The sequence below is a fragment of the Candidatus Zymogenaceae bacterium genome (genome assembly GCA_016931225.1).
Lineage (GTDB): Bacteria > Desulfobacterota > Zymogenia > Zymogenales > Zymogenaceae > JAFGFE01.
In genome coordinates, this window is the sequence record JAFGFE010000031.1 from 36591 (window position 1) to 50517 (window position 13927).

Here is a 13927-nt window from a genome sequence, read left to right on the forward strand (position 1 = left end):
GCTATACCCGCTTGATATCCCCGATTCCCAGTATACCGCTGGGCCTCACAAACAAAACTACTAACAATGCAACGAAGGCGATGGCGTCTTTATATGCCGATGATATCAGGCCCGCACCCATCGATTCGAGCACTCCCAGAACAAATCCGCCAATGATCGCTCCGGGAATGCTCCCCAGACCACCGATTATCGCGGCGCAGAATCCCTTGAGACCCAGCATTACGCCCATCTTGTACGACGCCGTCGTCGTCGGGGTGATGATGATCCCGGCGACCGCGCCCAGCATCCCCGACAACGCGAATGTAATCACCACCATCCTGCTGACCTTGATGCCCATAAGGCTTGCGGCCCTGGGATTGACGGCGCAGGCCCTCATGCCCTTGCCGGTTATGGTATTTTCAAAGAAGAAATGAAGCAACATCAATATCGTCAGGGTTATCCCGATAATCCAGATGGCCTGGGGGGTCATGGCGGCGTTACCGATGAGAATCGGCGTCTCCCCGGAAAACGGCGTTGACGCATATTCCCCCTTCCCCCAGGCCCACGACTGCATGGCGATCCCTCGAATAAAAATGGACGCGCCGATGGTGATGATAATGAGGGATATGTGATTCGGATTGCGTACCGGACGTATCACCAGAAGATTTACCAGGATTCCCACGACGGTCACACCAAGAACAGCCAACACGAACGCACACGCGAGCGGCATTCCGGGGATGAGTGAAAACGAAACCATTAACAGCGCCCCCAGCATCACAAACTCACCCTGGGCGAAGTTGATAATCTCCGTCGTATGATAGACGATCGTAAACCCCAGGGCGACCATCGCGTAGATGGATCCGTTGGTGATACCGCCGATAAAAAACTGGAGGAGCTTGTCGAAAATCGTCATGGAATACACAAAAAGAGGCTAAACGAAACTGCTTAGCCTCATTTGACTTGTAAACAAAACGGCTTTTTTGAAAAAACGGGAATCACTATTCCACGATTTTCCATCCACCGTCTTCAATTACCACGATAACGAAGGCGTCTTTTGTCAGTCCCGTATGGTCTTCGGGGGACATATTGAACACACCGCTGACACCCACAAAGTCCGTCGTGCCCTCTATGGCATCTCTCAGGGCGGCTCTGTCGGCACCGGACGTTTCAAGGGCCAGCGCGATGATTCCCATGGCATCCCACGCGTATCCGCCGAATCCCGACACCTCGCTCTCGTATGCGGCCTCGTACAGTTCCCGGTATTCCTTCAGGGCGTCATACTGAACATCACTTTTTGGAAGCTGATCTATGATGAGGATCTTCCCGGTGGGAAGGATGTTCCCGTTGGAGGCGTCGCCTGCATACTCGATGTAGCTGGGTGATGCAACGCCGTGGCTCTGAATCAGGGGCAGTTCAATGCCAAGCTGTACGATGTTCTTTGCGATAATAGCGGGCCCCGGATTTGTTCCCCAGCACACGATCGCTTCTGCGTCGGTGCCCTTGATGTTTGTCAACTGCGCGGTCATGTCGCTGTCTTCTTCGCCGTAGGACTCCTCGGCCACGATCGTCACTCCCGCCTCTTCCGCCTGGGACTTGAGCTGTTCTTTTCCGCTGTCGCCATAACCGTTGGAGACGGTGATAATGGCGATTTTTTTGATACCCTCGTTGGCAAGGTACTCATAAATCTTCTCGACGGCGTGCTCGTCCGTCTGGGGGGTCTTGAATACCCAGGGCTTTACCGGTGATGTAATCTTGATGCTCGCAGCGCAGGAGATGAGGGGTACCTCCTTCTCCTCGACGGTGTCGATGACCCCAAGGGTGTTCCCCGAAAGGCTGGGGCCGACGATTGCAAGGACGTTGTCCTTCTCAATGAGCTTCTTGACATTGATCACGGTATTTGTCGGGTCTCCCTCGTCGTCATAAATAATGACTTCAAGCTTGTGCCCGTTGATCCCGCCGTTCTCGTTGACGATGTCTGAGAACAGCTCCATTGAGTTTCTCTCCGGCTCGCCGAGAAACGAGGCGCGGCCGGTAATTGAGAACACTCCGCCGATGACATATGGATCGAGGCTTTCATCGATCATCGTGCCTGTCGGCGCCGTTTCATCGGGAGCCTCTGTTCCCTTATCACACGCACCCAGTATCAGGGCGCATGAGAGGACCATCGCCATAATAATGTATAACACTGCATTCTTTCTACACATACGTTTCGCCTTTCACCTATAAATTAAATAAAACTATAAACAATTCATCTTATAACGCGTACACTTTTTCACCCGGGAGTACCGTCACGCCCTTATCTCCGAGCACCTTGATGGCGCGGTCGATCTCGTCAAAACGAAAGATGATGACCGCACACTGGCCGCTTCGCTCTACAAACGCGTACATATACTCCACGTTGAGTTTTTCTGATTTGAGAATATCGAGAATACCGGCGAGTCCCCCGGGATGATCGGGAACCTCCACCGCGATAACCTCTGTTTTCCCCACGGTAAAACCGCCCTTCTTGAGAACATCTTTGGCCTTTTCGGTATTATTCACAATGATTCTCAGAATACCGAAATCGGTCGTATCGGCAAGAGAGAGCGCCCGTATATTCACGCCGGACTCACCGAGTATCCTGGTTACCTCTGCGAGACGTCCCGATTTGTTTTCAAGAAATATGGATATTTGTTCAACCTTCATGGCGCCCCCTCCTATATCTTTCTCTTGTCAATGACTCTCACGGCTTTCCCCTCGCTTCTTTTAATGGTCTTCGGCTCAACCAGCTTGACCGTTGCGCTGACGCCGAGGATATCCTTGATGTCGTGCTCGATTCTCTTTTCGAGATTTTGAAGGTTTTTGATCTCGTCGGAGAAAACCGTCTCGTTGACCTCCACGTCTATCCCCAGGATGTCCAGCGCACCGTCGCGATCGACCATGATCTGATAGTGCGGTTCGACCCCCTCGATTTCCAGCAATACGCTTTCTATCTGAGACGGGAATACGTTCACCCCCCTGATGATAAGCATGTCATCGGTGCGTCCGCTGACTCGGGCCATCCTGGCAAAGTTCCTGCCGCAGACGCACGGATCATAGTTGAGGGTGGAGATGTCGCGCGTGCGATACCTGATAACCGGAAACGCCTCTTTCGTGATCGTGGTAAATACAAGCTCTCCCTGTGATCCCGGCGGAAGCACCTCCTCGGTGACCGGGTCGATGATTTCCGGAATGAAGTGATCCTCGAACACGTGCAGGCCGTCCTTCGCCTCCATGCACTCGGTGGAGACGCCGGGACCGATGATTTCCGAGAGACCGTAAAGATCGATGGCGCTGATATTCAGCTTCTTTTCGATCTCTTTTCTCATGACAGTGGACCAGGGTTCTGCGCCGAAGAACCCTGACTTGAGCTTCATTTTTTTGAAATCCGATCCCACCTCCTCGGCGACTTCCGCAAGGTGGAGGGCATATGACGGTGTACATGTCAGGACGGTCGGCCCAAAATCCTGCATGATCATGATCTGACGCTTGGTATTGCCGCCGGATATTGGAATCACCGATGCGCCGAGCGTCTCCGCCCCGTAATGAAATCCCAGGCCGCCGGTGAAGAGACCATATCCGTAGGCGTTATGGATGATGTCGTGCTTTGTGGCGCCTCCCGCGACAAGGACCCTGGCCATAAGCTCCGACCAGGTTTCGATGTCTTTCTTCGTATATCCAACAACCGTGGGCTTGCCGGTGGTACCGGAAGAGGCATGGATTCTGACTACGTCCTCCATCGGTACGGTAAAGAGTCCAAAGGGGTAATTGTCTCTGAGATCCTGTTTATAGGTAAAGGGAAGACGCTTCAGGTCATCGAGGGATGTGACATCCTCCGGCTTGATGCCCGCATCGTCGAAACGCTTCTTGTAAAAAGGAACCTTCTCATATACCCGCTTCACCACGTTTTGCAGGCGCTTGAGCTGCAGCGCCTCCAATGCCTCTCTCGGCATCGTTTCATATTCTTCGTTATATATCATACAATTCCTCCAGTCTACGCCACCTGCTTTATCTCTCGTCCCGCATGAAACGCCTTCAGGTTCACATCGAGGATTTTCGACGGAAGACGATCACTCATAATGTCCGCCCACGTATTTTCCGGCATGTCGATATACAGGGAAAGATGCCCCAGTATGACCGTGCTGACGGTTTTTGGATTGCCGACTTCCCTCGCAATACCCACACCGTCTATAAGCGTTGTGCGGGGAAAATTCGCCCTCACAAGCTCCGGTATTCCCTCCGGATAGGTTTTTGCCCCCAGGGAAACGGACGGCGGATTGAGGCGGTAATCATTGAGGATAATGACGGTCTCTTTCTTCAAGTAATCGGTATAACGAAGGGTCTCCAGAAGCTCCAGACTGTAGAGAATATCAACCTCACCCTTCCTGATGAGGGGAGAGAAAACCTTGCGACCGAAACGCACATGGCTTGTAACGCTGCCGCCCCTCTGGGCCATGCCGTGCACCTCACTCTTTTTTACATCACGTCCCGCCGCCAGGAGGGCCTCGGACAGCATGTTCGATGCCATGATAATCCCCTGCCCGCCGACGCCCGCCATCAATATGTTCGTTATTTTATCTTTCACGATTCATGGTACCTTTACGATTGCGTCGAATTTGCATAACTGCTGGCACATCGTACATCCGATGCAGAGCATCTCGTCGATGACGGACCGTCCCTTTTTACCCTTGCCGTTTATCCCCTCCGGATCCCAGCCGATAGCGGGACATCCCAGCATGATACACGCCTTGCATCCGGTGCATTTATCATGATCGACCGAGAGGACCTCCCACTCTTTCCGACGTGCACCCTTGAGAAGCACGCAGGGTGATTCGGATATGATCACCGAGATCTCGTCCACGTCAAGCTCTTCCGTAACGATCTCTCTCGTCTTTTGTATATCATACGGATCGACCTTTCTGACCCGATTGATTCCGATTGATTTCGCCAGTGCCGGTATATCAACCCTGTGGGTATCCTCGCCCATGAGGGTTTTTCCCGTTCCGGGATTCTGCTGTGCCCCGGTCATGGCGGTGGTGCGATTGTCCAGTATACATATTGTCGCCGACGACTTATTGTACGCGGCGTCGATGAGTGGTGTTATCCCGGAATGGAAAAACGTCGAATCTCCTATGACCGCCGCGACTTTCCCCTGCCCCTCTTTTCCCATTACCTTGTCGATACCCACTGCGTGCCCGATGCTGGCCCCCATGCAGAGGCAGGTATCGATTGCCTGAAGCGGCGGCAGAAACGCCAGTGTATAGCAGCCGATATCGCCAGCGACGAACACCTTACTTTTGGATAACGCGTAAAATATCCCCCGGTGGGGACAACCGGGACACATATTCGGCGGCCTGGGAGGAAGCTCCGGCTTTTCCATCGGCACGGATTCCTTGAACACGTACCCGGAAAGCGAAGATGCGACGATATCGGGATTCAGCTCACCCAGTATCGGAACGTTCTCCTTCCCGGATGTCTCAAGGCCCATTGCGCGAACCTGCTCCTCGATAAACGGGTCGAGTTCTTCGATCACTAGGAGTCGCTTCACCTTCCCGGAAAACTCTCTGATGAGTTTTTCGGGAAGGGGATACACCATGCCCAGCTTTAAGTATGACGCGTTCGGGAAAATCTCCTTCGCATACTGGTAGGAGATTCCCGCCGTGATGATGCCGATATCGGTGTCATTGATTTCCATGACATTTTCGCGGAAAGTATCGGCGAACTCACGGAGCCTCTTCATCCGTTCTTCAACGACGACGTGACGCTTCCGGGCGTTGGCGGGAAGCATCACCAGCTTCGGGGGATCCTTCACGATGGAAACCTTCCCGGCATGCGTTGTTCTATCGGGCTCGGAAAGAGAAACCGAAGACTGGGAGTGGGATACACGTGTGGTGCTCCTGAGGAGCACCGGGGTGTCGAACTGTTCTGAGATATCCAACGCCAGGGCGACGTAGTCCTTGGCCTCCTGGCTGTCCGCGGGATCCAGCATTGGAACCTTGGCGAACTTTGCGTAATTGCGATTGTCCTGCTCATTCTGGGAGCTGTGCAGCTCCGGATCGTCGGCGGTGACGAGCACCATCCCCCCCCGGATTCCGGTGTAGGAAAGGGTAAAGAGCGGGTCCGCCGCCACGTTCACCCCCACGTGCTTCATCGCCACAAGGGTTCTTGCCCCCGCATAGCACGCGCCGACGCCCACCTCCAGGGCCACCTTTTCGTTCGGCGACCACTCACAGTAAATGCCATCGTAGGAAATGAGATTTTCCAGGATTTCGGTGGATGGTGTGCCCGGATATGCCGACGCGAACAGCACACCCGCCTCATACGCGCCCCGGGCGATTGCCTCGTTGCCGCTGAGAAGCTGCTTCCGATGTGTTACGGACATTGACTATTCCTATTGTTCGGTGTCGTCCGCCATTGTACCATCGGAGGAATCATCGGACGACTCATCTAATCCCTCTTCAATATCCAACTCGAAATCGCCCGTATCATCAAGCAGCAGGTCCTCAGGTGAAAGCGTGAGTGTATTGTATCGCTCTGAATAGCGCTCGGCCTCTTCCGTGTCGCCTCCCTTTTCCAGAACGCGTATCAGGTATGTCATTGCCTCCAGGTCGTCGGCGTCGGCCAGCGTCTTGTAGACTTCCGCCGCCTCATCATATGACCCATCGGCCTCCAGAGCGTATCCTCTGTTGAGAACGGCAATGCGGGAGAGCGGTTCATCAAGCCTCTCGGACGCCTTCCGATACATCTCGGCGGCTTCCGAATATTCTTCAAGATCATACAGCACATGACCGCGGTAGAGAAATGCCAGGGGGCGTACCTTTGACATGCGGTATGAATCGGTAATGGTGGAAAATGATAACAGCGCTTTTTCCAACTCGTCACTGTTATACCCGCCGGCATCATGATAGGTGGTGACGCCTCGATTGAATATCTCTTTTGCAGCTGTTTGTCTTTTGAAAAAGACAATTGAAAAGACAATCGCTGCGATCGCAAGGGTAATGACCGCGACGGTGGCTATGAAAATGATTCTTTCGTTTATCTCAATGAATCCCAGAATCTTTTCCCAGGTGGTTAAAAGTTCATCTCGATCTTTTTGGTTTTTTTTTCGTGAGACTTTAATTTTTTTTGCCAACGATATACACTCCCGGCTCTATGCCGCATCTCGGATGGGAAAAAATAGCGTGTTTTAGGCGCTTTCCATGTTGACTTTCCCTTCAAAAAAGGCGCCATCGGCAACTTCGAGGTTTCTGCATTCCATATCGGCTGCGATATTCGCGGTGGCGGCAAGTTGGATTTTATTCGTCGCTTTCAAAAATCCCTCAACCTTCCCCTCTACCATGACATCTGTGGCGGTAATCTTTCCCGTCACCTTTCCTTTTTCACCAACGTATACACTTGCCTGAATATCAATATCTCCGTCGACTTCTCCGTTGATCAGGATGTCTTCGGAACCGGTCAGGTTGCCGGTGAATTTTGTATCGATACCGACAACGCACTCGCAATGACTTCCCGAGCCGTCAGAGCTTTTTCTATTCATACAATACCCCTATCTTATTTTTCCAGTAAAAATAAACAGTTAAAGCTATATAGCAAAATATGAAATCTTTGTCAAGAGCTAAAAGGCGTGATGCACAAAGAATGAGCGTATGTTTCGATGCTTCCTGAAATCTTCCGTGTATCTCCTGTTTTTTTGTCACAATACGGTACTTCTGGTATAATGATTTGCGGTTTTCATTGATCACTCGTTCATCATTATATCGAAAACCGTGAATAATCCTGTTTCATCACCAACGGCATCACGTATATATGACATTTATATATAAAAAAATAAGGATATTTTCGTCATGCTATCACAAATTCATCCCAACGGGACAATTATCCTGACGAGAAGCCAGATCGTCGACCTCGTCGATCTGGACGAATATATCGACACCATTGAAGACGCATTTCGCATGTATGCAGAGGGTAAGGGTGTCGGCATTGGAATGCTTCATGCGGATATCACCGAGGGTATCGAGTTCCATATAAAATCCGGAGGCATCACCCTTACAAAGCCCTACTTCGCCCTCAAGGTGAACGGAAGCTCCTTCCAAAATAGAAGGAAATATAATCTCCCGAACATTATGGGAGCGATCATCCTCTTTGACGGTGACATGATATTCCCCCTGGCCGTTCTTGATTCCATCGAGATCACCATCCGCCGCACAGGGGCGGCAACGGCCGTTGCGGCGAAATACCTTGCCAAAACGGATTCCCAAACCGTCTGTATCGTGGGATACGGCACCCAGGGAAAAATTCAACTGACGTGCCTTTCCCGGGTGCTTTCCATTAAAAACGCGTTTGTAACCGGGAGAAACAAAGAGTCAGGAAACGCATTCGCCGACACGATGTCCAGAGAACTCGGCATCCCGGTTGCCTTTGTCTCCGATATTGATGATGCCGTCTCCCGAAGCGACGTCGTCGTCACGGCGACTCCATCGCGATCACCGCTCTTTGATGCGTCCGCTCCCCGCCCCGGCACTTTTATCGCCGCCGTGGGGGCGGACAGCCCCGAAAAGAATGAGCTGGATCCCACCCTTCTCGGTCGGGGCGTCGTTATCTGTGATATCACCGATCAATGCGCCCGGGTTGGAGAGCTTCACCATGCCATTGGCGCAGGCGTCATAACAACTGACCGGGTACGGGGTGAACTGGGCGACATCATCACCGCCAAAAAGCCGGGACGGACCAACGATGCCGAAATCATCATCTTCGATTCCACCGGCACCGCCATCCAGGATGCTTCCGCCGCCGCTATCGTCTACGAAAAGGCCCTGGCATCCGGAAGGGGCTTTCTTGTCAATCTGATGTCATAGCCTGTGGGGCATCATAGATCAACGATGTTTTGAGGGACGAGACAAATCCGCCGACCTCCTCGAGAAGTCGTTTTTTGTCATCACCTTGTTTTTCAATAATATCAACCAGGGCGCTTCCCACCACCACACCGTCAGCAATGCTCCCCAGTTGCGACGCCATTTCCGGACTCGATACGCCGAAGCCGACGGCAACCGGAATCTTCGCCATTTCTCTTACCCGTTCGATGCCGCCTGCGAGGTCTTCCGGCAGTTTGTCCCTGGCGCCGGTGACCCCGGTCACCGACACATAATATAAAAACCCATTCGCCTCTTCAATGATGCCGGAAATCCGCTCACCATCGCTGACCGGGGAAACCAGCGTGATGAAATGAATCCCCTCTTTTTCTGTAAATCGGGTGAGCTCGTTCTTCTCCTCAGGCGGCAGGTCCACCACCAACACGCCGTCTACACCCGCCTTCGCCGCGGCCTTCGCAAATCGCTTCGGCCCATAGGAAAGTATCGGATTGTAATACCCGAACAGCACGATCGGGACGGTGAGCTCGTCCCTGAGTGATGAAACCATATCTAGAATCCGTGTAAGAGTGACCCCGTTGTCCAGCGCCCTCTTTGCGGCGCGCTGTATAGTGGGTCCGTCCGCCATCGGATCGGAAAAGGGAATCCCCACCTCGATGATGTCGGCGCCCGCGTTCTGAATCGTCTTCAACAGCTCTTCCGTCGTTTCGATATCCGGGTCGCCCGCCGTCAAGTATATCACCAACGCCGCTTCGTTCTTTTCCTCAAGGCGTGAAAACACTGCATCAATTCTATTCATAGAGATTCACCTCCATATGTTCCGCAACGGTGTGGATGTCCTTATCGCCCCTGCCGGATAAGCACACGACAATCTTCTTATCCTTGGACATCGAAGGTGCGATGCGGATAGCCTCCGCCACGGCATGGGCGCTTTCCAGCGCCGGCATGATGCCCTCGGTCGTGGTCAGTTGTGTAAAGGCATCGAGGGCGGCCTGATCGTCCACTGCGGTGTACCGAACGCGTTTCGTGTCCTTGAAGAGGCTGTGCTCCGGACCCACACCCGGGTAGTCGAGGCCTGCGGATATGGAGTGTGTCTCGGTGATTTGCCCGTGATCATCTTGGAGCACATACGACTTTGATCCGTGGAGAACGCCGACCCTCCCGCGGCACAATGACGCCGCGTGTCTTCCGGTATCCAGGCCGTCACCCGCCGCCTCAACGCCGATCATGTCTACCTCACGGTCGTCAACGAAGGGATAAAACATCCCCATGGCGTTGGATCCGCCGCCGACACAGGCCACGAGGCAGTCCGGCAGGCGGCCGTTGGTCTTTCTCGTCTGCTCTTTGGTCTCTTTTCCGATCACCGATTGAAAATCCCGCACCATCATCGGATAGGGGTGGGGGCCAGCAACGGAGCCGATGATGTAAAAGGTATCCCTGACGTTCGTCACCCAGTCCCGGAGCGCCTCGTTCATGGCGTCTTTCAGGGTCCTCGATCCCGACGAGACCGGGATCACCCGCGCCCCCAAGAGCCGCATGCGAAAAACGTTGATGGATTGACGTCGAATGTCCTCGGTGCCCATGTAGACATCACACGTCATGCCGAAGAGCGCCGCCACCGTTGCAGCGGCGACGCCGTGCTGCCCCGCTCCGGTCTCCGCGATCAGGCGGCCCTTGCCCATGCGCCGGGCCAGTATCGCCTGACCGAGTGTGTTGTTGATCTTGTGGGCTCCGGTATGACACAGGTCCTCTCGCTTCAGCCAGATTTCCGCCCCCCCCAGTTTTGCCGAGAGTCCCTTCGCCTGATAGAGCGGCGTGGGCCGTCCCACATATTCCTTCAGATAGAAATCCAGCTCGTGAAACAGCGCCATCTGGTCCCTGTGGTGGATATACGCCTCCTCCAGTTCCACAACCGCGGGCATCAGCGTTTCAGAGACGTATCGTCCCCCGTACATGCCGTAATGCCCCGCCTTGTCCGGGTATTGCATGAGTTTTATGCTCCTTGTATCTGTCCGTCAATGATGCGTACGCTTTCTAAAAAGCGTGCGATTTTTTCATGATCCTTTCTCTCCGGAGAGTCTTCCACTCCCGAGGAGACATCCACCCCGTATGGTCTGACGCGATCGATGAGATCGGCGACGTTTTCCGGCCTCAATCCTCCCGCCACGATGATCCTCCTCCCCCTCGCATACCTTTTCGCGATATCCCAGTCGAACGCGACGCCGGTCCCCCCCTTTTCACCGGGTATGAAAGTATCGAGCAGCACCGTTTGTTCTTCCGGTATCGATTCCAGCTCCCGCTCTCCGGTACCGTCCCCCATCCGTACCACTGGAATAATCGACGAGGGAGATATTCCAAGTGAGGCACGCTCGGCGTTCATGACCTGAACTGCATTAACCCCGCTCTCTCTATAGACCCGCAGCACATAATCATTTCGCTCGTCGGCAAACACGCCGATCGTCTGGATGAACGGCGGAAGCACATCGATGATGTCGCGCGCCTGTTTCGGCTCGATGTATCTTCGGCTGGGTCGATGAAACACGAAACCGACGGCGTCCGCCCCGTGATCTGCGGAAACCAGCGCGTCGTCTACCCGGGTAATCCCGCATATTTTCACCCGTGTTCGTCCGAAATTGAATGTCACTCTGCACCTCCACGTATGAGTTCAGACAACGCTTTCTCGACATTCCCTGCACGCATGAGGCTCTCACCCACCAGCACCCCCTTCACTCCGGTCCGAACAAGGCGCCTGACATCGTCGCCCGATGATACGCCGCTGGCGCTCACCACCGTGACGTCCTTCGGCATTTCCGTCATGATGCGTTCTGTTGTGGCAAGATCGGTGACGAACGTTTTCAAATCCCTGTTGTTTATGCCGACAAGTGTTGCCCCCGCACCAATCGCACAGTCCCGTTCGGACGCTGTGTGCACCTCGACGAGGCAATCAAGCCCGATCTCTTCTGCCTGAGACATGAGACTTGTGAGCAGATCGTCATCCAAAATTGCACAGATGAGCAGTACCGCATCGGCTCCCGCCGCCCTCGCCTCGTAGAGCTGATAGGGATCGAATATAAAATCCTTCCTGAGGACGGGGATCGCAACCCGCCTTCGAGCGCGGATCAGGTGATCAAGACATCCCCCGAAATGATCCTCCTCGGTCAATACAGAGAGTGCACTCGCCCCCCCCTCCTGATACGAGACGGCGATCGCCTCCGGGTCGACTGATCCCGCGATGACACCCACAGACGGGCTCTTCGCCTTTATCTCCGCGATGACGGCGACGCCGTCCCGATCTCGAATCGCTCGGTGAAATCCCCGTGTGTCCCCTTTATCGTCGATTCTCCCCATCAGCTCGTCGATGCCGATCAGGTTCTTCCGTGCCGTTACAGATTCCCGCTTTTTGTCGACGATGGCGTCCAGTATCGTTCCGGACTTCACCGGAATCCTGCGAGTGGAGGCCTTCATCAATTCGTTCCTCCGGTGTAGGAAATGAGCGATTCGAGCTTCTTGTATGCCCTCCCTGAATCGATGGAGTCGGACGCCTTTTTAATGCCGTCTTGAAAATCACTCGCGATGCCCGCCACCATGAGGCTTGCGGCGCTGTTGACGACCACCACGTCCCGCTTCGGACCAACCGCGCCATTTAGGATATCTCGAATGATCGACGCGTTTTCCCGGGCGTCCCCTCCCATCAGGTCTTCTCTCTTCGCCCGTTTTACACCCAGGTCCTCGGTCGTTATCTTCCTCGTCGATACGACTCCGTCCTCCAGAACGGCGATCTCCGTGGGGCCGAATATGGAGATTTCGTCGAGGCCGCTTCCGTGCACCACCATCGCCCGGACGCTCCCCAGGGAGTTGAGCACTTCTGCCATCACCGTGCACAGCTTCGGATCATACACCCCCAGAAGCTGCGCCCTCGCCCCCGCCGGATTTGTCAGGGGACCGAGGATGTTGAATATGGTCCTGATCCCCAGCTCCCTTCTGGGACCGATGGCATGTTTCATGGCGCCGTGAAGAGACGGAGCGAACAGAAAACCGATCCCCACCGTCTCGATACACCGGGCCACCCGCTCGGGTACGATATCGACGGCCACGCCGAGGGCCTCCAGTACATCGGCGCTTCCGCACCTGCTCGATATGGATCGATTGCCGTGCTTGGCGACGATCGCCCCCGCCCCCGCCGCCACCAGTGCGGTTGCGGTCGAGATATTAAACGTCCCGGACGAATCGCCGCCGGTTCCGCAGGTGTCCAGTAACAGGTCCCCGTTGCCAAGCTGCAATTCGATGGGCGTCGCCTTTTTCCGCATTACTGAAGCGGCCCCCGCTATCTCGTCTACGGTTTCCCCCTTCATTCTCAGCCCGGTGATGAAACCACCGATCTGAGACGGCGTCGCCTCACCGCTCATGATGACGTCCATTGCCCCTTCCATTTCCTGACGGGTCAGGTGACGTCCCTCGACCACCTTTGCCAATGCCGTCTGTAACATGATTCCCTCCAATTTCTATAAAATTCTCCAGCATTTTTTTACCGCAGTCGGTCAGTATCGATTCGGGATGAAACTGTATGCCGTAAATCGCGTGCTCGCGATGCCGCACACCCATGATCTCACCCCGATCCGTCCAGGCGATTTTCACAAGCTCTTCAGGAAAGGTATCCGGATCGATGACCAGCGAATGATACCGGATCGCCCGAAACGGATTTGAAATCTCCATGAACAGGTCGTCGCTGTCATGAAATACCATCGATTCTTTCCCGTGCATAACCCGGGGAGCGTGGACGATGTCTCCTCCGAACGCCTCGCCGACTGCCTGGTGGCCCAGGCAGACACCCAGGACCGGGACGACGCCAGCGGACCTTTTTATCAGCTCGACTGATATCCCGGCGGATGACGGGGAGCCGGGTCCCGGTGAAATGACGATATAGTCGGGATTCTTATCCAGGCACTCCTCGATGGTGATCCGATCGTTTCTGTGAACGACCAGCTCGTGCCCCATCTCTCCCAGGTACTGCACCAGGTTGTAGGTAAACGAATCGTAGTTGTCTATCACGAGTATCATTGCGC

General features: G+C 54.3%; 15 protein-coding genes. 1 reads left to right on the plus strand and 14 read right to left on the minus strand.

Annotation, left to right across the window (positions count from 1 at the left end):
• Window position 1 precedes the first annotated feature (1 nt).
• From JW885_12255 to JW885_12290, 8 genes are all read right to left on the minus strand, one after another.
• Window positions 2-892, minus strand: a complete 891-nt coding sequence (locus JW885_12255; protein ID MBN1882940.1) for a branched-chain amino acid ABC transporter permease — start codon at window positions 890-892, stop codon at window positions 2-4.
• Window positions 893-977: 85 nt separating this feature from the next.
• Entirely contained in the window at window positions 978-2183 is a 1206-nt protein-coding gene (locus JW885_12260) for an ABC transporter substrate-binding protein (protein MBN1882941.1), read from the minus strand.
• A gap of 49 nt (window positions 2184-2232) precedes the next feature.
• Window positions 2233-2664 (minus strand): ACT domain-containing protein, encoded by a 432-nt coding sequence (locus JW885_12265; GenBank protein MBN1882942.1) that lies wholly within the window; start codon window positions 2662-2664, stop codon window positions 2233-2235.
• A gap of 11 nt (window positions 2665-2675) precedes the next feature.
• A complete protein-coding gene (locus JW885_12270) occupies window positions 2676-3977 on the minus strand; it encodes a phenylacetate--CoA ligase (GenBank protein ID MBN1882943.1) in 1302 nt (433 codons plus the stop codon).
• A 14-nt stretch (window positions 3978-3991) separates the two neighbouring features.
• Window positions 3992-4582: an indolepyruvate oxidoreductase subunit beta gene (locus tag JW885_12275; GenBank protein ID MBN1882944.1), complete on the minus strand. Its 591-nt coding sequence runs from the start codon at window positions 4580-4582 to the stop codon at window positions 3992-3994.
• Between the two features lie 3 nt (window positions 4583-4585).
• Window positions 4586-6379, minus strand: coding sequence for an indolepyruvate ferredoxin oxidoreductase subunit alpha (iorA, locus tag JW885_12280; protein MBN1882945.1), 1794 nt, complete (start codon window positions 6377-6379; stop codon window positions 4586-4588).
• Between the two features lie 9 nt (window positions 6380-6388).
• Window positions 6389-7129: a tetratricopeptide repeat protein gene (locus JW885_12285; protein ID MBN1882946.1), complete on the minus strand. Its 741-nt coding sequence runs from the start codon at window positions 7127-7129 to the stop codon at window positions 6389-6391.
• A 54-nt stretch (window positions 7130-7183) separates the two neighbouring features.
• On the minus strand, window positions 7184-7534 hold the full coding sequence (locus tag JW885_12290) for a polymer-forming cytoskeletal protein (GenBank protein ID MBN1882947.1): 351 nt from the start codon (window positions 7532-7534) through the stop codon (window positions 7184-7186).
• A gap of 307 nt (window positions 7535-7841) precedes the next feature.
• On the opposite strand from JW885_12290, the gene JW885_12295 reads away from it, so the two are divergent.
• Complete coding sequence (locus JW885_12295; protein MBN1882948.1) at window positions 7842-8852, plus strand: ornithine cyclodeaminase family protein; 1011 nt, start codon at window positions 7842-7844, stop codon at window positions 8850-8852.
• Here the strand turns inward: JW885_12295 and JW885_12300 are convergent.
• The 6 genes from JW885_12300 to JW885_12325 are packed head-to-tail and all read right to left on the minus strand — an operon-like array spanning window position 8836 to window position 13922.
• Window positions 8836-9663: a tryptophan synthase subunit alpha gene (locus tag JW885_12300; GenBank protein MBN1882949.1), complete on the minus strand. Its 828-nt coding sequence runs from the start codon at window positions 9661-9663 to the stop codon at window positions 8836-8838. The two genes, JW885_12295 and JW885_12300, sit on opposite strands and share 17 nt — an antisense overlap.
• The gene (gene trpB / locus JW885_12305) at window positions 9656-10852 is read right to left on the minus strand and encodes a tryptophan synthase subunit beta (protein MBN1882950.1); all 1197 of its coding nucleotides are present in this window, start codon (window positions 10850-10852) and stop codon (window positions 9656-9658) included. The genes JW885_12300 and trpB overlap by 8 nt, the downstream gene beginning before the upstream one ends.
• A 5-nt stretch (window positions 10853-10857) precedes the next feature.
• Entirely contained in the window at window positions 10858-11508 is a 651-nt protein-coding gene (locus JW885_12310; protein ID MBN1882951.1) for a phosphoribosylanthranilate isomerase, read from the minus strand.
• Complete coding sequence (gene trpC, locus JW885_12315) at window positions 11505-12329, minus strand: indole-3-glycerol phosphate synthase TrpC (protein MBN1882952.1); 825 nt, start codon at window positions 12327-12329, stop codon at window positions 11505-11507. The genes JW885_12310 and trpC overlap by 4 nt, the downstream gene beginning before the upstream one ends.
• Window positions 12329-13351 carry an anthranilate phosphoribosyltransferase gene (gene trpD, locus JW885_12320; GenBank protein ID MBN1882953.1) on the minus strand — a complete coding sequence of 341 codons (1023 nt, stop codon included), beginning with the start codon at window positions 13349-13351 and terminating at the stop codon, window positions 12329-12331. Before trpD ends, trpC begins: the two co-directional genes overlap by 1 nt.
• Entirely contained in the window at window positions 13260-13922 is a 663-nt protein-coding gene (locus JW885_12325) for an aminodeoxychorismate/anthranilate synthase component II (protein MBN1882954.1), read from the minus strand. Before JW885_12325 ends, trpD begins: the two co-directional genes overlap by 92 nt.
• Between the last annotated feature and the right edge of the window lie 5 nt (window positions 13923-13927).